Genomic DNA, 20,363 nt, shown 5'->3' with positions numbered 1-20,363 from the left:
TATCGTCATTTTGCATTCATCGAACAAAAGTAGAAAAAAACTTCCGAGTTTCCATATTAATCGGACAGAATGTTTTATTTTTGCAGTCGAAATCGTCATAAACGATACAGTCCGATTAAAAATAACAAGATATAGTCAGAAAAAGTATTAACTTAACAGAATTACAAAAACATGAAAGTAGCAATTGTTGGTGCAAGCGGAGCCGTAGGACAAGAGTTCCTGCGTGTGCTCGATGAAAGAAATTTTCCAATAGACGAACTGTTGTTGTTCGGTTCCCAGCGCAGTGCCGGGCGAAAATACACCTTCCGCGGAAAAGAAATCGAAGTGAAACTGCTGCAACACAATGATGATTTCAAAGGAGTTGACATTGCTTTCACTTCTGCAGGAGCAGGAACTTCCAAAGAGTTCGCAGATACCATTACCCGATACGGAGCAGTGATGATTGACAATTCAAGTGCATTCCGCATGGATGCAGACATTCCGCTGGTAGTACCCGAAGTCAATGCCCAAGACGCATTGAACCGCCCGCGAGGCATCATCGCCAACCCCAACTGTACCACCATACAGATGGTTGTGGCACTAAAAGCCATCGAAAACCTGACCCATATCAAGCGGGTACACGTTTCTACATACCAGGCTGCCAGCGGTGCGGGAGCAGCCGCCATGGACGAACTTTACGAACAATACCGTCAAGTATTAAACAATGAGCCGGTGAAAGTAGAGAAATTCGCCTACCAGCTCGCTTTCAACCTGATTCCGCAAATCGATGTCTTTACCGATAACGGATATACGAAAGAAGAAATGAAAATGTACAACGAGACGCGTAAAATCATGCACTCCGATGTAAAGGTAAGCGCTACATGCGTACGCGTTCCGGCACTTCGTTCGCACTCGGAAAGCATCTGGATAGAAACAGAACGCCCCGTGTCGGTAGAAGAAGCCCGCAAAGCATTCGCCGAAGGAGAAGGACTGGTACTGATGGACAATCCGGAAAAGAAAGAATATCCGATGCCGTTGTTCCTTGCCGGCAAAGACCCTGTCTACGTAGGACGTATCCGCAAAGATTTAAGTGACGAAAACGGACTGACCTTCTGGATTGTAGGCGACCAGATAAAGAAAGGAGCAGCACTAAACGCCGTACAGATTGCCGAATACCTGATTAAGGTGGGCAACATCAGATAAATGGCTATTCAAGCCAAACGCAAAGACGCAAAGGATACAGAGGATACCTCACCTTTGCGTCTTTATGACAACACTCATCTTCATTCAATCAAAACAAAGACTATGAAACTCACCCGATATGCACTTACCCTGCTGCTTGCCGTAATGGCATGCACCGCCTCTATGGCACAAAACAAAAAACACCCCACATTCCGTACTGCAATCCCACGTGATTCCATCCGGCTCAGCGATCCTTGCATTCTGGCCGATGATGAAACCCGCACCTATTACATGACCGGAACAGGAGGATTATTATGGAAAAGCAAAGACCTTGACCGATGGGACGGACCTTACATCGTAGCCGAAACAGATCCAGACTCATGGATGGGGCACAAGCCACAAATATGGGCAGCCGAACTCCATAAATACAAAGGAAAGTATTATTATTTCGCAACTTTTACCAACGACTCCATTCTTATCGGGAACTACCGGGGAAACGACATTCCCCGACGCGCCTGCCACGTACTGGAAAGCGACCGTCCAGAAGGACCTTACCGCCCAATGAAAGATAAAGTCTACCTCCCCGCTAATGTCCCCACACTAGACGGTACACTATGGGAAGATACCGACGGAAAGCCTTACATGATATATTGCGGCGAATGGCTCCAGAACTGGAACGGCACAATCGAGAAAATAGCACTCAAGACAGACCTCAGCGGAACAACGGGTAAAAGCGAAGTGCTGTTCCGTGCAAGCGATTCACCCTGGAGCCGCGAGACAGGAACAGACAAGCCCAATCGTGTGACAGACGGACCATGGCTCTTCCGCACCGGAACCGGAAGACTGGGAATGCTATGGACAAGCTGGATAGAAGACGTATATACCCAAGGAGTAGCCTACTCGGAAAGCGGAACCCTGGAAGGCCCGTGGATACAAGAAACCGAACCGATTACACCTCCAAACTATGGACATGGCATGCTGTTTAAAGACTTCAACGGACGCTGGCTGATGTCTGTACATAGCCACAACAACGACAATGGAAGATACATACGCATTCCTCAGTTATTCGAAGTGGATTTATCGGGTGACAAACTCAAGCTGGGACGACGCCTGTGCACCTCAGAGCAAAACATGGGAGCGTATCTATTTGTATTTTTCAGCGACCCGACACATAGCCTGTTCATGGCTACGAGCCGCGACGGCTATACATTTACTGCGGTCAACGATGGACAACCAATCATCAGCGGAGATACCATCGCCGAACAACGAGGCATACGCGACCCACATATCTATCGCGGACCAGACGGTGCTTTTTATCTTGCCATGACCGACTTGCATATCTTTGCCCAACGGGAAGGCATACGCGAAACCGAATGGGAACGGGACGGAAAACAGTACGGATGGGGGAATAACCGCGGACTGGTACTGATGAAATCGCACGACCTTATCCACTGGACTCACAGCAACATACGGGTAGACAAAGCTTACCCCGATAAATTCGGCGATATCGGATGTGCCTGGGCACCCGAAACCATCTATGACCCTCAGGCAGGTAAAATGATGATTTATTTCACGATGCGTCACGGCAACGGAAGGAGTACACTTTATTACGCCTATACCGACAATGATTTCACCCAGCTCACCAGTGAACCCAAACAACTCTTCGAATATCCTGACCCCAAAATCCAAATACTGGATGCCGACATATCCCTATTGCCCGACGGACGTGCCTGCATGATGTATGTAGCCCAAGAAAATCCCGGAGGAATCCGCATGGCTATCAGCAATAACGGAAACGTAACCGGTCCCTACCGCTACATAGATAAATGGATAGACTTTGAACCGGGAGCATGTGAAGCACCGAACGTATGGAAACGTATCGGTGAAGATAAATGGGTAGTGATGTACGACATCTTCAGCATCCAACCACACAACTTCGGGTTCTGCGAAACCAGCGATTTCAAACATTTCACCAACCTGGGGCATTTCAACGAAGGAGCAATGAAAGCCGTTAACTTCATCTCACCCAAGCACGGCACTGTAATTCAAATCACTCCTGCCGAAGCTGATGCACTGGAAGCATACTGGAAGCAGCATTAATACCCACATACAGAGACACACAGAGACAAACTTCTTCGTTCTGTGTGCCTCTTCCAACCGTAATATCTTGACGGATAAAATCAACCGGAAAAACGTTGAAAAATGCTCTAGAAGCTATCAACCTATCAGTTCTTGCAATTTTTTTTCAGAAGCGCCAGGCAGCAAACTACGAAGATGTCCATATATCTGCCGATACGACTCTTCGGGTGTGCATCCGGCATCCTGCCTGCCATAAAGCACTTCAGGAGAAGTATAACGGGCAACTCCCCAACCATAAGGACGACCGTGACGATCAATATTGTATTCAAAATCGGAAATAACAACATGCATCCCCATCATCAACCGTGTCAGTATAGGTTCAAGCGAAATCTTGCCATCACTCTGCATTGCATCCACCAGATCTGTCTCGCATCGACGCCCACGCCTCTTGACAAAACCGAGTAAGCAGCGTAACTCTTTCACCGTCACACTGCCTTCTCCCCAAATAGCCTGAAGCACCACATCATCAAGTGCAGCAGTATCTTCGTCTTTCGCATAACGGCGTGAACGCCGCCAGTTCATCAGATGAGGAAGCCATTCCAGACTGACATAACCCGCTTTCTTATTGTACAGCTTGCCATAGGCGCAATGTCCCTCGCGGATGACGGGGCCTTTCCATTCCCACGGACCTTCTTCTTCGTCCGAGAACCAATATTCAGTTGCCGTCCGTTCTTCGATGGAGAAACCGGGAATGCCGCATCGGAAAAACGGCAGGAAGCCCAAAGCCAATACCTGCCGTTCCATATCTTCCGCCGTGCGTATCTTGTCTTTGGTGCACATCATCATTTTTTCAATGCTATACCGTCCTTGAACGCACTGCCCACATGCCCGCCTACTTCCAGATAGGCATTGTGTACGGGGTCGAACGAAATCGGGCGCAATTTAGCAGGGTCTATCTTGCCCTTCTCGTCCAAAATGCGCTCGTCGGCAGATACATTCACAATCCGACCTACCAGATGGCACATTTCCGGGTCGTAAGAAACAAGCTCGCACTCCACTGCCATCGGCAATTCTTCGATGAGCGGGGCGTTGACAAACTCCGACTTTACGGCATGGAATCCCGCACGGAAAAACTTGTCGGGCACATCGTTTGCCGAAACGATGCCTACATAATCGCAAGCCGTCAGCTGGTCTGCTGTCGCCATACTTACGGTGAATGCTTTTGTCTCTAGCAAGTTCTTTACGGTCTTATGCCCTGCACTCAGACACAGGTTGATTTGATCGTCGTAATCGATGCCTCCCCAAGCGGCATTCATCGCGTCGGGGTTTCCTTCTCCATCGTAAGTAGCAACGATAAATACAGGCTGTGGATACGTCCACGGCTTTGCTCCAAAATTCTTTCTCATAAAGCTTTCCTCCTTATTTTAATGTGATAATGTGGCAATGTGATAATGTGATAATGTGGCAATGTGATAATGTGATAATGCGGCAATGTGATAATTCATTCACACATTAACAAACTATTCATTGGCAAATTACCACATTTGCACATTACCACATTTGCACATTGTCACATTTGCACATTACCACATTTGCACATTGTCACATTTGCACATTATTTATACGTCTTCACAATCTCGGTGGGAGCCAGCTCGGCATTGCGTTTCTCTGTCTGTGCAACCACGTTACGTGCCAGTTCCAGAAAAGCCTGCCCCGTCACCGAATCATCGTCAAGAGCTACGGGAGTTCCCTCATCACCGTGCTCGCAAATACTCTGCACAATAGGTATCTGCCCCAAGAGAGGCACATGAAGTTCTTCTGCCAGTCTTCGTGTGCCCTCCTTGCCGAAAAGGTAATACTTGTTTTCGGGCAACTCGGCAGGGGTGAACCATGACATATTTTCTACCAACCCCAAAATAGGCACGTTCACCTTATCGTTCATATACATATTGATACCTTTGCGGGCATCGGCAAGAGCCACTTCCTGCGGAGTGCTGACGATAACCGCTCCTGTGATGGCAAGAGTCTGCAACAACGTCAGATGGATGTCGCTCGTGCCCGGAGGCGTGTCAAGGACGAAATAATCCAAATCTCCCCAGTCGGCATCGCCCACCAGCTGTTTCAAAGCATTGCTTGCCATGCCGCCGCGCCAAAGCGTAGGTTGATCAGGATCAACAAAAAAACCGATAGACAAGAGCTTGATGCCGTATTTCTCAATCGGAACTATCAAGTCCCGCCCTCCAATAGTTTCGGCATACGGACGTGCATCTTCCACCTGGAACATCTTAGGAACAGAAGGACCAAAGATATCAGCATCCAGCAATCCTACCTTATATCCCAGCTTCGAAAGTGCCACAGCCAGGTTGGCAGCAATGGTAGACTTACCCACGCCGCCTTTTCCCGATGACACGGCGATGACATTCTTCACCTGCGGAAGCATCTTGCCCGGTTCAGGGCGTGCCGCCTGACGGCTTTCGGTCGTGATTGTCACTTCCACGTCTTTCGACACATAAGTATGAATAGCCGTTTCTGCCGACTTCACTACTGATTTCATAAAAGGGTCGGTCGGTTTCTCGAAGACAAGCGAGAAACTGACCTTCATCCCGTCGATACGCATATTGTCCGCCACCATTTCTGCTTCGACAATATTTTTCCCGTTGCCAGGATAACGCACCGTTGCCAGCGCGTCTAAAATCAATTTCGGATACAATGTCATATAAATGAAATTTACGATTTGACTATTTACAATTTACGATTTGACATTTTACGGTTTATGATTCATGGCTAACAATAAATAGTAAATCGTAAATTGACAAATTGTAAATGAGTATTATTTGCTTGTTTGCAGTCCGCTCCGCTTGCTACGGTTATAGCTGCGGTAATCGTCCAGTTCGATTTCCACATCCGGCTCCTGTAGTTCACCCGTTTGGGAAAGACGAAAGCGGATATACTTAATGCTCAACCCACGATCCAGCCATTGCTGTTCGTAATAGGTACGGATGCGCAGGATATCATCGTCCAACCCCGAATGATATAAATCATCCGTGACGAACTCAACGGGAAAATGATTGACTTCAACCATATATTTCGTATAGGTGAACATGAAATTGCTGTCCGTCTTCAGGTGCACCAGCCCGTCAGGCACAAGAAACTTGCGGTAACGCTCCATGAAATACGTCGAAGTAAGCCGCTTGGTCACCTTTTTCATCTGCGGATCAGAGAAAGTCAGCCAAATCTCGCTCACTTCACCCGGAGCAAAGAATCGGTCGATAATTTCAATATTCGTGCGCAAGAAGGCTACATTCTTCAATCCTTCATCAAAAGCCTCTTTCGCTCCCGTCCACATACGTGCTCCTTTGATATCGACCCCGATGAAATTCTTGTCGGTATACCGGCGTGCCAGCCCTACGGTATATTCTCCTCTTCCACAACCCAACTCCAGCACGATCGGATGTTCGTTCTTAAAAAAATCACGGTTCCAGTTTCCTTTCATCTCACAAGGCGTATCCGCCACCTGTGAATACGGATATTCGAATACATGCGGGTATTCCGCCATGTCTGCAAATTTCGCTAGTTTTCCTTTTCCCATTGCGTACAGATTAATCCTAGTTCAGGGAACAAATGTACAGATTTTCGGCGGAACCCACAAATGAAAACATGGAAAAACACCTGCAAAAACGATAGACTTATTCTTTTTACGGGTGCCGCAATCCGCCCATACAATTACGTTCAAAAACGAAGATATATTACTTTGCCGTTTCAGATATCTTCATGAGCTGTAGCAGTTAACTGAAATCGCCCATGAAGATATCTGCATTTTTCTGCGAACACTTTTTCCGAATCCATTGCCAGCTGAAAGAAAGGAATTATCTTTGCAACCAGACATAACACTCAAAAAAACGACAACACCGATGACCGATAAAATAACCTCTTATACCTTAGCCGCACTATTGCTTTCATCGCAGGCTCTGCCATGCCCTGCATCCTTATGGCAACAAAGCACCGTATCTGACACCATAACCACGGTAAGCGAGAACCAATGGAAAGGGAAAAAAGTGGCTTTTTTAGGCGATTCCATTACCGACAAGAAACACGTAGGAACTACCAAGAACTACTGGCAATACCTTGCCGAAATGCTGGGACTTACACCGCTGGTATATGGCATCAACGGCAACCAATGGAACGGTATTCTGAAACAAGCCGAACGGCTGAAGGCGGAAGCCGGTGATGACGTGGATGCCATCATCGTATTTTGCGGCACAAACGACTACAACGCCGGCATACCTTTAGGAGAATGGTATACATATACTTACGAAGAAACAACCGTAAAAGGCGGAACAAAAGAAGTGCGCAAGAAACGACATGCAGCACCCAACCCGCACACGTTCCGCGGAAGAATCAACGAAGCAATGCTATACCTGAAGAAAAATTTCCCAATGAAACAAATTATCCTGCTGACCCCCATCCACCGTGCCCAAGCAAGATTCAGCAAGGAAAACATCCAACCCGAAGAATCATTTCCCAACAAACTGGGATTGTATGTAGACGAATATGTGAACGTTGTAAAAGAAGCTGCCAACGTATGGGCAGTACCCGTTATCGACCTGAACAGCATCAGCGGGCTGTATCCTTTGCTGGACGAACATGCTCCATACTTCCACGATGCACAGACCGACCGCCTGCACCCGAACGCTAACGGACACTACCGTATGGCAAAAGCACTTGCTTACCAGCTGCTGGCATACCCGGCAAACTTCTAAAAAGGATGCGGCCAGAAGTGAAAAACATTCATGTGTCGCAAGAATTACGGCTTTGTCAGGGAGTCGAAAGCCAATGCCTTATAAAACAGACATACAAGGCATTAGCCTTTAACTCCCTATAACTCTATCTCATTCCTGACTCTGTATGCAGCATTAAAAAGGCAAATCATCTTTTTCATCACCTGCCGAAAAGTCTACAGGAGCAGCCGGAGCAGCACCTATCGGCGGGAATGGAGCTTCGGGTTGCATAGGTTGTGGTGCACTTACACGTTCCACTTTCCATGCACGGATACTGTTAAACCAACGTCCTTGCCATTCGCGTGCATCAATGTCGAACGAAACGTTCAGTTCTTCACCTATCTTAATAGCAAACTGCTGTATCTTGTCGGCACCAAACACGTCAAAACACATCCGGCGGGGATATTGGTCGTGTGTTTCAATGACATACTCCTGTACCATCCATTCGTTTCCATTTCTGGAAGTACCGCTCTTCGGTTCGAGAACGGCAATTACTTTTCCTGCTAATTCCATATTTTCATTTTTAAATTTGGCTACGAAAATACGTTTTTCTACACAAGTAAACTAATTTTTTAGATACTTTTTGCGATGCATCTACAATCTTTTCGTAACTTTGGCTGATAAAATAAAAATAAGGATAAAACATACAAATATGAAATTTATTGTTTCAAGTACAAGCTTATTCAGCCATTTGCAGGCTATCAGCCGTGTTATCAATTCGAAAAACTCATTGCCAATTCTGGACTGCTTTTTGCTCGAGTTGCACGACGGGACACTGTCGATGACCGCATCAGATAATGAAACCACACTTTCTACCTCGATTGAAGTGAATGAATTTGACGGAGACGGACGCTTTGCCGTATCATCGCGTACACTATTGGAAGCATTGAAGGAAATTCCTGAACAGCCGCTCTCGTTTGCCATCAACCCTGAAAATCTGGAAATAACGGTGCAATACCAAAACGGGAAGTACAGTCTGATGGGACAGAATGCCGATGAGTATCCGAAACCGCAAGCATTGGGAAACAATGCTGTACAACTCACGATTCCTGCCAACGTCCTGCTGGACGGAGTAAACCGCTGTATCTTTGCCACTGCTGATGATGAATTGCGCCCGGTAATGAACGGTATCTATTTCGACATCACATCCGAGGATATCACACTGGTTGCTTCCGACGGACATAAGCTGGTACGCAACAAGACCTATGAGGCACACGGTTCGGAAAAAGCAGCTTTTATCCTGCCCAAGAAACCTGCCAATCTGCTCAAAAACCTGCTAACGAAAGAACAGGGTGATGTCCAGATAGGTTTCGACGACCGCAACGCAACATTCATCCTGGAAAATTACCAGATGGTATGCCGGCTGATAGAAGGACGCTACCCCAATTACAATTCGGTTATCCCACAAAACAATCCGCACAAGGCCGTCATCGACCGTACCTCGCTTATCAGTGCTTTGCGCCGTGTATCTGTATTCTCGTCACAAGCCAGTAGCCTCATCAAGCTCAACCTCTCGACCAACCAGATGAAAATCTCGGCACAAGACATTGATTTTTCGACCTCTGCCGAAGAGACCTTGATGTGCCAGTACGAGGGAAATGACATGAGTATCGGATTCAAATCATCATTCCTGATTGATATCCTGAACAACATACCTTCGACCAACGTAGTGATAGAACTTGCAGACCCTTCACGCGCGGGAGTAATTGTACCCGAAGAACAAAGTGAAAACGAAGACCTGCTGATGTTGTTGATGCCGATGATGCTGAATGACTAAGCGATAACAAGAGTTAAAAACCAATAGTCCCGTTTATGACATCAGCATAATAAAGCATAGACATCCAATTGTTTTTAACTCTTAAGCCACATGATATAGACAATTCATAAAAGAATCCGAATGAAACTGAACCTGAAGAATCCGATAGTGTTTTTCGACTTGGAAACAACCGGAACCAATATTAATACCGACCGTATCGTGGAAATATGCTACCTAAAAGTATATCCCAACGGCAACGAAGAAAGTAAAACGATGCGCATCAACCCTGAAATGCACATTCCCGAAGCATCGACTGCCATCCATGGCATCCACGATGAGGATGTAGCAGACTGTCCTACCTTCAAACAGATAGCCAAAGAACTGGCCCGGTCTATCGAAGGTGCCGATATAGCCGGATTCAACTCAAACCGATTCGATGTACCGGTACTGGTAGAAGAGTTCTTGCGTGCAGGCATCGATATCGACCTGAGCCGGCGGAAATTCATTGACGTGCAGGTCATCTACCACAAACTGGAACAACGCACACTCTCGGCTGCCTATAAATTCTATTGCGGCAAAAACCTGGAGGATGCACACACCGCCGAAGCCGACACACGTGCTACCTATGAAGTGCTGAAGGCACAGTTGGATCGCTATCCGGAAGTATTACAGAACGATGTTGCGTTTCTTTCTGAATACTCTACATACAGCAAAAACGTAGACTTTGCGGGACGCATCGTGTACGATGATAAAGGAGTGGAAGTATTCAACTTCGGTAAATACAAAGGAATGCCTGTATCAGATGTCCTGAAACGCGATCCCGGTTATTTCGGCTGGATGATGAATGGCGATTTCACGCTGAACACCAAAAATGTATTGACAAAAATCAAATTGCGCGAAAGCGGACTGGTAAAATAATATTCAAGTATCAGGTTTTAGACACCAGATGCCAGATTATTTTATCTTATTATAAAATCTGGCCAACCGGTACCTAACATCTAGTCTACTTAAAAATATGAAAGGCAAAAAAATTGTATTAGGCATAACGGGAAGCATTGCTGCTTATAAAGCGGCAGTACTGACCCGTGCATTGATAAAAAAAGGAGCAGAAGTGCAGATTGTCATCACTCCCGCAGGAAAAGAATTTATCACTCCCATCACACTCTCGGCACTGACCAGCAAACCGGTCATCAGCGAGTTCTTCGCACAACGCGACGGGACATGGCATAGTCATGTTGACCTTGGGCTATGGGCTGATGCAATGCTCATTGCACCTGCCACGGCTTCCACCATCGGAAAAATGGCACACGGGATAGCTGACAATATGCTGGTCACCACTTATTTGTCAATGAAAGCTCCGGTATTCATCGCTCCGGCTATGGACCTTGATATGTTCGCTCACCCGTCTACCCGCCACAACCTCGACATCCTGCGTTCGTATGGAAACCACATTATCGAACCCGCTTCGGGCGAGCTGGCAAGCCACCTTGTAGGCAAAGGACGTATGAAAGAACCCGAAAAGATAGTAGAAGTACTGGAAACATTTTTTGCCCGGGCCGAAGACTTGAAAGGCAAACACATCCTGATAACAGCAGGCCCTACGTATGAAAAGATAGACCCAGTACGGTTCATCGGAAACTATTCTTCAGGGAAAATGGGATACGCACTGGCTGAAGCATGTGCCAGACGGGGTGCAGATGTTACCCTCATCAGCGGACCAGTCGCTCTCCAGGTACAGCATCCTGCTATCCGGCGCATTGATGTGGAAAGTGCCGAGCAAATGTATCAAGCTGCTATCCGTATTTATCCACAAGCCAATGCAGGTATCTTGTGTGCAGCGGTAGCAGACTTCACCCCCGAAACTGTAGCCTCCAACAAAATCAAGCGCGAAGGAGAGGACCTGATTGTCCGTCTGAAACCTACCCAAGACATTGCCGCTGCTTTAGGAAAGATAAAACGTCCGGACCAACGACTGGTAGGATTTGCTTTGGAAACGTATGACGAACAGATACACGCCCAAGAAAAACGGAAACGGAAAAATTTCGACTTTATCGTACTGAACTCGCTGAATGATGCCGGAGCCGGATTCAGATGTGACACCAACAAGATAACCATTCTCGACGAATCGGGAATCACCCCCTATCCACTGAAAGACAAACACGAAGTGGCAAGCGACATTATCGACAAATTAAGTGCAATCTTATAATTCTTACAGACAAACCCGAAGACTACATTATGTTACAGTCTATTCACATACAGAATTATGCGTTGATCGACAAGCTGGATATTGATTTCACACCAGGTTTTTCGGTTATCACCGGTGAAACCGGAGCAGGAAAATCCATCATCCTTGGGGCTATCGGACTGCTGTTGGGCCAACGTGCCGATGTGAAAGCCATCAAAAACGGAACTTCCAAATGCATTGTGGAAGCACGCTTCTGCATTGCTTCATACGGACTGGAAGCATTTTTTCAAGAACTCGACTTGGAATATGACCCTGAAGAATGTATCCTCAGACGTGAAGTATATGCCAGCGGAAAAAGCCGGGCATTCATCAACGACTCTCCAGCCTCACTGAACCAGATGAAAGCTTTGGGTGAAAAACTGATAGACGTCCATAGCCAACACCAGAACCTGCTGCTCAATAAAGAAGGATTCCAACTGAATATCCTGGATATTCTGGCACAAGATGAAAAACAACTGGAAGCATACAAACAGGTCTACCGGCACTATAAAGATATAAGCAACACACTGGAGGAACTGATTATACAAGCAGAAAAAAGCAGGCAAGACGAAGACTATCTGCGTTTTCAGCTGGAACAACTGGAAGAAGCCAGCCTCCATTCTGGCGAACAAACAGAACTGGAGCAGGAGGCCGAAACCTTAAGCCACACCGAAGAAATCAAAGCAAACCTTTACAAAGCCCAACAGCTGATAGACGGTACCGAAGCAAATGGTATCCTCTCACAGACCAAAGACTGCCAACAGGCATTACAAAACATTTCCAATGTATATCCTTCGGCATCCGAATGGGTAGAACGTCTGAGAAGCTGCTACATCGAACTGAAAGACATCGCACACGATCTCTCGGTAGCAGAAGCAGAAACAGAATTCAACCCCGAACGGCTGGATTATGTAAACGAACGGCTGAACCTGATATACAATCTTCAGCAAAAACATCGGGTAACGACTATCGAAGCCTTGTTGGAACTTGCAGAAAATTACCGCCATCAACTGAATGACATTTCATCGTTCGACGAACGAATAGCTGAACTCAACCAACAGAAAGAGGCCTTATATAATAAGGTATTGGAACAAGCCCGCCAGCTGACCAATCTCCGTACAAAGTCGGCACATCATATCGAAGAACAGATGAAAAAACTCTTAATACCACTGGGTATGCCCAACGTACGTTTTGCCGTAGAGCTGACTTCGCGTAAAGAGCCCGACCTTAATGGACTGGACAACGTAACGTTCCTCTTCTCTGCCAACAAAAACGGGGCATTGCAAAACGTTGCTTCGGTAGCTTCGGGAGGAGAAATAGCCCGTGTCATGCTTTCGCTCAAAGCAATGATAGCCGGAGCTGTAAAGCTGCCTACTATCATTTTCGACGAAATAGATACAGGCGTATCAGGCTCGATAGCTGAAAAAATGGCACTTATCATGCGCGATATGGGACGCCAGAACCGGCAGGTAATCAGCATTACTCACCTGCCTCAAATTGCGGCACGAGGCACAACACACTATAAAGTATATAAAAAAGATACAGAAACAGGCACCAACAGTTACATACACCGGCTTACACCGGAAGAACGGGTCAAAGAAATCGCACACATGCTGAGTGGAAGTGTACTGACAGAAGCCGCATTAAACAATGCACGTGCCTTACTGGAAAACCAATAACTAATAAAACATTGATTTTATGATAGAAAAAAATGAAATGATATTCGGCGTACGGGCGGTCATCGAAGCCATACAAGCCGGAAAAGAGATTGATAAAGTATTGATAAAAAAAGACATGCAAGGTGAAGTGGCAAAAGAATTGTTTGCCATACTGAAGCAAACAGATATCCCAGTACAACGCGTACCTGTGGAACGCATCAACCGCATTACCCGGAAAAATCATCAGGGAGTGGTAGCATTCATCTCGCCTGTTGCATACCAGCGCACAGAAGACCTTGTACCGTATCTTTTCGAACAAGGAAAAACACCATTGTTCATCATGTTGGATGGCGTAACCGATGTGCGTAACTTCGGCGCCATTGCCCGTACTTGCGAGTGTGCAGGCATAGACGCTATCATCATACCCGCCAAAAACAGTGTCAGCGTAAATGCTGATGCCGTAAAGACTTCGGCTGGTGCCCTGCTCACCCTTCCAGTATGCCGCGAAAACAACCTGACACAAACCATCCGTTTTCTGAAAGACAGTGGATTCAAGATTATAGCAGCTACCGAAAAAGGAGATTATGATTATACCAAAGCCGACTTCCATTCACCTACCTGCATCATTATGGGGGCCGAAGATAAAGGAGTCTCTTACGAAAACCTGGCCTTGTGTGACGAATGGGTAAAAATTCCACTCTTCGGAAACATTGAATCGCTAAATGTATCGGTAGCTGCAGGCATCCTTATCTACAAAGCCATAGAACAGCGCGGATTTGCCGAAAATGAAAAACAATAACCTTTATATACCGTTTACACACATGAAAAAAACTATAGCTATTTTATTTGTATTCGTTATGCCATTCTCTGTCCTGTTGGCACAAGAATTGCCTAAATGGGCAGAAAATGCCAGAAAAGCCGTTTTCTCCATCGTGACTTATACCAAAGACGGCCAAATTTTGAGCACCGGAAACGGATTTTATATCGATGAACAAGGTACAGGAGTTTCCGATTATAGCCTCTTCAAAGGCGCCGAACGTGCCATAATCATCACCGCAAACGGTAAAGAGCTGCCCGTGAAATACATGATGGGGGCAAACGATATGTATGATGTAGTGAAATTCAAAACCGATTTTGACAAGAAAGCCGAGGCTTTGCAACCAGCCACATTGCCTTCATCGACTGGCGAAACCGTGTATCTGGTTCCCTATTCTACCCAAAAATCATCAAAAGGACAAACAGGCACTATAGCCAAAGTAGATACCATTGGCGAACAACAATACTACTACACCCTTACCATGCAGACTACAGAAAAAACCGTAAGCTGCCCCATTATGAATGCAGCAGGACAAGTAGTAGGCATGATACAAAAAAACAACGACCCTGAAAGCAAAGAAAGTTTTGCCATTGGCATCCGCTATCTGACCGACTTAACTATCAACGCTCTCTCTGTCAATGACCTTGCCCTCAACTCCATCGGGATAAAAAAAGGACTTCCCGAAGACGAATCGCAGGCTTTGGTCTATCTGTATATGGCATCCGGCGTATATGCCTCCAACCAATACTTCGATTTGCTGAACGACTTTATCAGCCAATATCCCAATAATATGGAAGGCTACCTGCGCCGTGCTACTTATTACATCAATATCGGCGATGATACTCATTATGCCCTGGCTGTTGAAGACTTGAAAAAAATGCTTGATGTGGCCGAGAAAAAAGACGAAGCACATTACAACATAGCCAAACTCATCTATTCGTACCAGTTGAATATAGGCGACAAGAAGCCCTATGCTTCCTGGACATTCGATTATGCCCTCAATGAAATAAACGAAGCGTTAGCCATCACCCAAGAACCTATCTATTACCAATTGCAAGGAGACATCTATTTTGCCATGCAAAAATTTACAGAAGCCTATACTGCTTACGACAAGGTGAACAAGAGCAAACTGGCTTCAGCCGCAACTTTCTATTCTGCAGCAAAAGCCAAGGAACTGATAGAAGGAACCGACAAAAAAGAAGTCATAGCCCTGATGGACAGCGCCATTGCTTTTTATCCTAAACCCTACGGAAAAGATGCAGCCCCCTACCTGTACGAACGCGCCCGTATCAAATCGGACATGGAAGACTATCGGGGTGCCGTAACCGACTATAATGACTTCTACGATGCCATGCTGGGACAAACTTCTGCCGAATTCCATCTCATCCGTTCACAAGCAGAATTAAACTGCCGTATGTATCAGCAAGCTATCAACGACATCAACAAAGCTGTTGAACTTGATCCTAACAACGTAACCTATTGGGTAGAAAAAGGAGGCATACACATTCGAGTCAACCAAGCTGCAGAAGCTATACAAGCCCTGACACGTGCCATCAAGATGGATCCCGAAAATGCTCCTGCCTATCGTATGCTGGGATATGCACAAATCCAGAATAAAGAGAAAGATAAAGGCCTGGCCAACTTACAAAAAGCCAAAGACTTGGGAGATGAAGTGGCAGACGGGCTATTGCAAAAATACAAATAACAAAGATTGATGTTACCGCCACAGAAAGACACAAAGACATTCCGGTTTTTCCAATACCACTTGCCTGTCTTTCTGTGGTGAACAAACAATATGTATGGAAAAATTCGAATTACATATTCTAGGATGCGGGTCAGCACTACCTACGATGCGTCACCAAGCCACCTCACAAATTGTCAATATCCGGGAAAAACTTTTTATGATAGACTGTGGAGAAGGCACGCAAGTACAATTGCGCCGTTCACGACTGAAGTTCAGCCGGTTGAATCATATTTTCATTTCCCATCTGCATGGCGACCATTGCTTCGGGCTGATTGGACTGATTTCTACATTCGGCATGCTGGAACGTACTGCCGACCTGCACATTTACAGTCATCCCGACCTGATATCCTTACTTCAAGCACAAATCGCATTCTTTTGCAAAGGAATGAGCTACAAGGTCATATTCCATCCTTTTAACCCGAAAGAACAAGCTGTTATTTATGACGACCGTTCCATATCTGTAGAAACCATTCCTTTATGCCACCGTATGCCTACATGCGGATTCCTGTTCCGCGAAAAACCTACCCTAAACCACATCCGGCGAGACATGATTGACTTCTACCGCATACCCTTATGGATGATAAACCGCATCAAAGAAGGCGAAGATTTTATCACGGACAGCGGTGAAACCATTCCCAACAAATGGCTTACCACACCTTCCGACCCGCCACGCACATACGCCTATTGCTCGGATACCGCCTATTATCCCCTTATCATCCCTCAAATACACGGTGCCGACCTGCTGTTCCATGAAGCCACATTTGTCAATGCCGATGAAACGCGTGCCCGCCAAACCCAACACTCCACCGCCCGTCAGGCTGCCCAAATAGCCCATGATGCAGAAGTGAAACGTTTGGTCATCGGTCATTTTTCGGCACGGTACGACGATGAAAAGCAACTTTTAAAAGAAGCACAGGAAGTTTTCCCTGCAACCTTATTGGCACAAGAAAACCTGCAAATCAACTTATAGGCAAGTTAAAAAAACTTATCCCATTTAAACGTTGGCACTTCATTTTATCTAAAAACATATACAAAGACACCATTATGAATAACTATAACGAGGAAGAGATAATTGCCCAGCTACAAGACCCAAAGCTGCAACGGGAAGCTTTCGGGAAAGTGGTCAGGCACTACAGCGAACCATTGTACTGGCAAATACGACGTATGGTACTCTCCCACGATGATACAAACGACCTCTTGCAAAACACATTCATCAAGGCATGGAGCAATTTGGAATATTTCCGGGGAGAAGCACGCCTGTCTACATGGCTTTACCGCATCGCCATCAATGAATCACTGAATTTCCTGAACAAACAACGTGCCATAAACCAACTCTCATTGGATGAAGCCGAAACAACAGCACTTGCCAAGTTGGAAAGCGACCCCTATTTCGATGGTGACCATACCCAGCTACTTTTCGAAAAATCCATACAAACCTTACCGGAAAAGCAACGTATCGTGTTCAACCTGAAATACTTCGAGGAAATGAAATACGAAGATATGTCGGAGATTCTAGGAACCAGCGTAGGTGCCCTGAAAGCCTCTTACCACCATGCCGTGAAAAAAATAGAAGAATTTTTAAACCAAAACGATTAAACCTTGTACCGGATTATCAATCTAATAAACAAAGGAAGGAGGGATGATACGATGAAAAAAAACGACCTTGAACTACAAAAGAAATACGGGAAACAAAATCCATTCACCGTACCGGAAGGATATTTCGAGCATTTTACCGAAAACCTGATGGAACGACTTCCCGAAAAAGAAGTCAAAGCACTTCCTGAAATCAAGTTATGGGACCGTGTGAAACCATGGATTTACATGGCGGCCATGTTCGTAGGCCTGATGTTCACTGTCCGTGCCTTTGTAGGCACTACCCAATCGGCAGATGACTCAGACAACCTTACCGATATGCCGGATGAATACATCGAATCAATCGTAGACCAAACGATGATGGATGATTATGAATTATACCAATATTTAACGGATGCCGATGCCGGTATCTATAACTAAAAGACCAATTCAATGAAGAAACTATTTTCGATTATGATTCTTCTTACCTGCTTCTGCACATACATGCATGCGCAGAAAAACAAATTGAGCAAAGAAGAATTCCGTGCACGGCAAGAAGCGTTTATTACCGAAAACGCCCGACTCACTCCACAAGAAGCCAAAGAGTTTTTTCCACTCTACTTCGAACTGCAAGATAAAAAAAGCAAGTATAACCGTGAAGCCTGGCAAGAAATAAGAAAAGGAAAACAACCCAACGTAAGCGAAGAAGAATACAACCGTATCGTAGAAGACGTAATACAAACCCGAATCACCATTGACCAGCTGGACTTGGAATACGTACGGAAATATAAGAAATTCCTCTCATCTAAAAAGATATACGATATCCAGCGGGCGGAAATGAAATTCCACCGCCATTTGTTAAGACCAGAGAGGGAGAAAAAACCGAAAAAATAAATTACACGAATCAGAAGAGACTGTCTCAAAATAGAAACAGGCACTCAGGATGAAATTACTTTCTGATACTCAACTACCATTTTGAGACAGCCTCATCAGCTTAGTCCGACAATCCAAGCCACATAGCTATCTTGCTTGTAAGATTATTAATCTTCATGCCGAAAGATTATTAATCTTCACGCTGTAAGATTAATAATCTTACAAGCGATGCAGCTATATTGCGAAAAGACCAAAGCTTACTTGTCATGCCGGATGTATAATCCGGCATAATTGAAGAAACGGATTTACAATCCAGCGTGACACCCTGTCAACAGAAGCGACACCGGAAGTATGTATTCCATTAAAATGCACAATTGCATACCGTCCAAAGTATAAACAACCTTTCCTGTCCTCCCCAATCGGACATCATATTAACAAACTGTTTTGAATTTCTACAAAAAGTTTTTCTCATCTTGATGTATTTGTTCCCGTGTGTGCCTTGGGCGATAAATTCAAAACAGTTTCCAAACTACAACAAGAGCCTTATTTTTTACAAGTCAAGTCTATAAAAAACAAAAGCCACAACGTCATCAGTTGTGGCTTCTTACTTCCTGCACGGGAAGAGAGACTCGAACTCTACAGAAACTTTGTCCTTCTTTCCCTATTCTGATATTCAAGCTGTTACGTTTCCGAATTAAGTTATTATTTTATTTGGTTTGTCCCGAATTAGTCCGATTCTCTCCGGAGTTAATTAGCTGATTCATTTGCTCTAAGAGCAATATTCTTTTATCTTTTTCTTCAAGTAGACGTTCCAGCAATGCAATTTTTTCTTTGTATTGCTGTTCATTATCTCCATGAGTAGATGGATAAGCCTTAAAAGGTTTCTCCCGTTCAAAGAACACATCCATCGATACTCCAAAAAAGTCGGCTACTTTCTCCAGACGTTTTACGGTGGGATTCCCGTTCACAATTTGGCTGAGAGAAGAGTTAGCTTCCGTACCAAGGTAACTTAAAAGTTCCTTGTTTTGTATATTTTTCTCTACCAATAATTGTTTAATTATTTGTCCATTATACATTATCGTTTCATTAAAACTTGAATCAAGCGTTCTTTCTCGTTAAGCAATTCCTTTAAATGCTCTATCTCTTTTTGGCATTCATGCAGTTGAATATCACCACTCACATTGTTTCCGTTTCCATTAACTGTATGTCCTATATTCAAATGGTGCTTTTCTCGTTCAAAGAACTCGTCTATTGACACGTCAAAGAAGTCTGCGATCTTTTCGATTGTAGTACAATTGGGTATACTTATTCCTTTAATGATATTATCTAAAGTAGCTTTTGTTATACCTGCATACGTGTAAACGTCTACTTTTTTGGCTCTTCTTTTATCTATTAAATCGCTTATAATCTGTCCTTTAAACATATATTCTTAATTTATAATAAGTATAAATTAATATACTAATAGTGATTTACAGGTATATTATAATATACTTTATGGTTTTATTTCTATACATTTGCACTATAAAATTAATAATAAATACGATTGTAATAAAAATAAACCTCTAAAAAGTAATATATATGGTTATTCAAGTTTCGCAAGTTAATAGAAACCTTCTTCTTGGGATATAAAAGGGGCACAGGGATTTCCGCATATCGCAGAAAATGAGTAATTTTATAGTTGCAAATCAAAACATTACTCAG

The 20,363-nt window shown here is 44.8% G+C and carries 20 protein-coding genes; 13 read left to right on the top strand and 7 right to left on the bottom strand.

The window, feature by feature from the left end; all coding sequences use genetic code 11:
- Nucleotides 1-171 precede the first annotated feature (171 nt).
- The gene (locus tag B5F25_RS16545; protein WP_022040517.1) at nt 172-1,182 is read left to right on the top strand and encodes an aspartate-semialdehyde dehydrogenase; all 1,011 of its coding nucleotides are present in this window, start codon (nt 172-174) and stop codon (nt 1,180-1,182) included.
- Nucleotides 1,183-1,284: 102 nt separating this feature from the next.
- Nucleotides 1,285-3,261 (top strand): family 43 glycosylhydrolase, encoded by a 1,977-nt coding sequence (locus tag B5F25_RS16540; protein ID WP_239466077.1) that lies wholly within the window; start codon nt 1,285-1,287, stop codon nt 3,259-3,261.
- Between the two features lie 117 nt (nt 3,262-3,378).
- Here the strand turns inward: B5F25_RS16540 and B5F25_RS16535 are convergent, their stop codons facing one another.
- The 4 genes from B5F25_RS16535 to trmB all read right to left on the bottom strand — a co-directional run bounded on the left by B5F25_RS16535 (nt 3,379) and on the right by trmB (nt 6,829).
- Nucleotides 3,379-4,086 (bottom strand): hypothetical protein, encoded by a 708-nt coding sequence (locus B5F25_RS16535; protein ID WP_206423562.1) that lies wholly within the window; start codon nt 4,084-4,086, stop codon nt 3,379-3,381.
- Entirely contained in the window at nt 4,083-4,646 is a 564-nt protein-coding gene (locus tag B5F25_RS16530; protein WP_087250836.1) for a flavin reductase family protein, read from the bottom strand. Before B5F25_RS16530 ends, B5F25_RS16535 begins: the two co-directional genes overlap by 4 nt.
- Nucleotides 4,647-4,855: 209 nt before the next feature.
- Nucleotides 4,856-5,956, bottom strand: a complete 1,101-nt coding sequence (locus tag B5F25_RS16525) for an Mrp/NBP35 family ATP-binding protein (RefSeq protein ID WP_087250833.1) — start codon at nt 5,954-5,956, stop codon at nt 4,856-4,858.
- A 114-nt stretch (nt 5,957-6,070) separates the two neighbouring features.
- The gene (gene trmB / locus B5F25_RS16520; protein WP_022040512.1) at nt 6,071-6,829 is read right to left on the bottom strand and encodes a tRNA (guanosine(46)-N7)-methyltransferase TrmB; all 759 of its coding nucleotides are present in this window, start codon (nt 6,827-6,829) and stop codon (nt 6,071-6,073) included.
- Nucleotides 6,830-7,151: 322 nt separating this feature from the next.
- On the opposite strand from trmB, the gene B5F25_RS16515 reads away from it, so the two are divergent.
- Complete coding sequence (locus B5F25_RS16515; protein ID WP_022040511.1) at nt 7,152-8,000, top strand: SGNH/GDSL hydrolase family protein; 849 nt, start codon at nt 7,152-7,154, stop codon at nt 7,998-8,000.
- Between the two features lie 153 nt (nt 8,001-8,153).
- Here the strand turns inward: B5F25_RS16515 and B5F25_RS16510 are convergent, their stop codons facing one another.
- Nucleotides 8,154-8,531 (bottom strand): DUF3127 domain-containing protein, encoded by a 378-nt coding sequence (locus B5F25_RS16510; protein WP_087207318.1) that lies wholly within the window; start codon nt 8,529-8,531, stop codon nt 8,154-8,156.
- 139 nt (nt 8,532-8,670) lie between these two features.
- Here B5F25_RS16510 and dnaN point away from each other — a divergent pair, with 139 nt between their 5' ends.
- From dnaN to B5F25_RS16460, 10 genes are all read left to right on the top strand, one after another.
- Entirely contained in the window at nt 8,671-9,795 is a 1,125-nt protein-coding gene (gene dnaN, locus B5F25_RS16505; protein WP_087250831.1) for a DNA polymerase III subunit beta, read from the top strand.
- A 120-nt stretch (nt 9,796-9,915) separates the two neighbouring features.
- Nucleotides 9,916-10,692: a 3'-5' exonuclease gene (locus B5F25_RS16500; protein WP_022040507.1), complete on the top strand. Its 777-nt coding sequence runs from the start codon at nt 9,916-9,918 to the stop codon at nt 10,690-10,692.
- Between the two features lie 97 nt (nt 10,693-10,789).
- Nucleotides 10,790-11,980, top strand: coding sequence for a bifunctional phosphopantothenoylcysteine decarboxylase/phosphopantothenate--cysteine ligase CoaBC (gene coaBC, locus B5F25_RS16495; RefSeq protein WP_087250829.1), 1,191 nt, complete (start codon nt 10,790-10,792; stop codon nt 11,978-11,980).
- Nucleotides 11,981-12,009: 29 nt separating this feature from the next.
- Nucleotides 12,010-13,677 carry a DNA repair protein RecN gene (gene recN / locus B5F25_RS16490; RefSeq protein ID WP_087250827.1) on the top strand — a complete coding sequence of 556 codons (1,668 nt, stop codon included), beginning with the start codon at nt 12,010-12,012 and terminating at the stop codon, nt 13,675-13,677.
- Between the two features lie 19 nt (nt 13,678-13,696).
- Nucleotides 13,697-14,455 (top strand): 23S rRNA (guanosine(2251)-2'-O)-methyltransferase RlmB, encoded by a 759-nt coding sequence (gene rlmB, locus B5F25_RS16485; protein ID WP_022040504.1) that lies wholly within the window; start codon nt 13,697-13,699, stop codon nt 14,453-14,455.
- 22 nt (nt 14,456-14,477) lie between these two features.
- Complete coding sequence (locus B5F25_RS16480; protein ID WP_087250825.1) at nt 14,478-16,178, top strand: serine protease; 1,701 nt, start codon at nt 14,478-14,480, stop codon at nt 16,176-16,178.
- Between the two features lie 94 nt (nt 16,179-16,272).
- Nucleotides 16,273-17,187 carry a ribonuclease Z gene (locus tag B5F25_RS16475; protein ID WP_087250824.1) on the top strand — a complete coding sequence of 305 codons (915 nt, stop codon included), beginning with the start codon at nt 16,273-16,275 and terminating at the stop codon, nt 17,185-17,187.
- A gap of 74 nt (nt 17,188-17,261) precedes the next feature.
- Complete coding sequence (locus tag B5F25_RS16470; protein WP_087250822.1) at nt 17,262-17,813, top strand: sigma-70 family RNA polymerase sigma factor; 552 nt, start codon at nt 17,262-17,264, stop codon at nt 17,811-17,813.
- Nucleotides 17,814-17,864: 51 nt separating this feature from the next.
- Nucleotides 17,865-18,230 (top strand): hypothetical protein, encoded by a 366-nt coding sequence (locus tag B5F25_RS16465; RefSeq protein WP_087207325.1) that lies wholly within the window; start codon nt 17,865-17,867, stop codon nt 18,228-18,230.
- Between the two features lie 12 nt (nt 18,231-18,242).
- Nucleotides 18,243-18,683, top strand: coding sequence for a hypothetical protein (locus tag B5F25_RS16460; protein ID WP_022040499.1), 441 nt, complete (start codon nt 18,243-18,245; stop codon nt 18,681-18,683).
- Nucleotides 18,684-19,369: 686 nt separating this feature from the next.
- On the opposite strand, the gene B5F25_RS16455 is transcribed toward B5F25_RS16460, so the two are convergent.
- Both B5F25_RS16455 and B5F25_RS16450 read right to left on the bottom strand, forming a co-directional pair.
- Nucleotides 19,370-19,738, bottom strand: coding sequence for a helix-turn-helix transcriptional regulator (locus tag B5F25_RS16455; protein ID WP_087250820.1), 369 nt, complete (start codon nt 19,736-19,738; stop codon nt 19,370-19,372).
- On the bottom strand, nt 19,738-20,085 hold the full coding sequence (locus B5F25_RS16450; protein WP_140406965.1) for a helix-turn-helix transcriptional regulator: 348 nt from the start codon (nt 20,083-20,085) through the stop codon (nt 19,738-19,740). The genes B5F25_RS16455 and B5F25_RS16450 overlap by 1 nt, the downstream gene beginning before the upstream one ends.
- Nucleotides 20,086-20,363: the final 278 nt, after the last annotated feature.

It is taken from the genome of Bacteroides sp. An19 (assembly GCF_002160215.1).
GTDB lineage: Bacteria > Bacteroidota > Bacteroidia > Bacteroidales > Bacteroidaceae > Phocaeicola > Phocaeicola intestinalis.
The sequence above is the reverse complement of the archived record's forward strand: the minus strand, read 5'-3'. Positions and strand labels throughout refer to the sequence as shown.

Coding starts and splice junctions, on each gene's coding strand:
- B5F25_RS16480 (WP_087250825.1), top strand. CDS start 14,478: ATGAAAAAAACTATAGCTATTTTATTTGTATTCGTTATGCCATTCTCT.
- B5F25_RS16530 (WP_087250836.1), bottom strand. CDS start 4,646: ATGAGAAAGAATTTTGGAGCAAAGCCGTGGACGTATCCACAGCCTGTA.
- B5F25_RS16500 (WP_022040507.1), top strand. CDS start 9,916: ATGAAACTGAACCTGAAGAATCCGATAGTGTTTTTCGACTTGGAAACA.
- B5F25_RS16515 (WP_022040511.1), top strand. CDS start 7,152: ATGACCGATAAAATAACCTCTTATACCTTAGCCGCACTATTGCTTTCA.
- B5F25_RS16540 (WP_239466077.1), top strand. CDS start 1,285: ATGAAACTCACCCGATATGCACTTACCCTGCTGCTTGCCGTAATGGCA.
- B5F25_RS16475 (WP_087250824.1), top strand. CDS start 16,273: ATGGAAAAATTCGAATTACATATTCTAGGATGCGGGTCAGCACTACCT.
- B5F25_RS16460 (WP_022040499.1), top strand. CDS start 18,243: ATGAAGAAACTATTTTCGATTATGATTCTTCTTACCTGCTTCTGCACA.
- B5F25_RS16525 (WP_087250833.1), bottom strand. CDS start 5,956: ATGACATTGTATCCGAAATTGATTTTAGACGCGCTGGCAACGGTGCGT.
- dnaN (WP_087250831.1), top strand. CDS start 8,671: ATGAAATTTATTGTTTCAAGTACAAGCTTATTCAGCCATTTGCAGGCT.
- B5F25_RS16450 (WP_140406965.1), bottom strand. CDS start 20,085: ATGTTTAAAGGACAGATTATAAGCGATTTAATAGATAAAAGAAGAGCC.
- B5F25_RS16465 (WP_087207325.1), top strand. CDS start 17,865: ATGAAAAAAAACGACCTTGAACTACAAAAGAAATACGGGAAACAAAAT.
- rlmB (WP_022040504.1), top strand. CDS start 13,697: ATGATAGAAAAAAATGAAATGATATTCGGCGTACGGGCGGTCATCGAA.
- B5F25_RS16455 (WP_087250820.1), bottom strand. CDS start 19,738: ATGTATAATGGACAAATAATTAAACAATTATTGGTAGAGAAAAATATA.
- B5F25_RS16510 (WP_087207318.1), bottom strand. CDS start 8,531: ATGGAATTAGCAGGAAAAGTAATTGCCGTTCTCGAACCGAAGAGCGGT.
- B5F25_RS16535 (WP_206423562.1), bottom strand. CDS start 4,086: ATGATGATGTGCACCAAAGACAAGATACGCACGGCGGAAGATATGGAA.
- trmB (WP_022040512.1), bottom strand. CDS start 6,829: ATGGGAAAAGGAAAACTAGCGAAATTTGCAGACATGGCGGAATACCCG.
- B5F25_RS16545 (WP_022040517.1), top strand. CDS start 172: ATGAAAGTAGCAATTGTTGGTGCAAGCGGAGCCGTAGGACAAGAGTTC.
- coaBC (WP_087250829.1), top strand. CDS start 10,790: ATGAAAGGCAAAAAAATTGTATTAGGCATAACGGGAAGCATTGCTGCT.
- B5F25_RS16470 (WP_087250822.1), top strand. CDS start 17,262: ATGAATAACTATAACGAGGAAGAGATAATTGCCCAGCTACAAGACCCA.
- recN (WP_087250827.1), top strand. CDS start 12,010: ATGTTACAGTCTATTCACATACAGAATTATGCGTTGATCGACAAGCTG.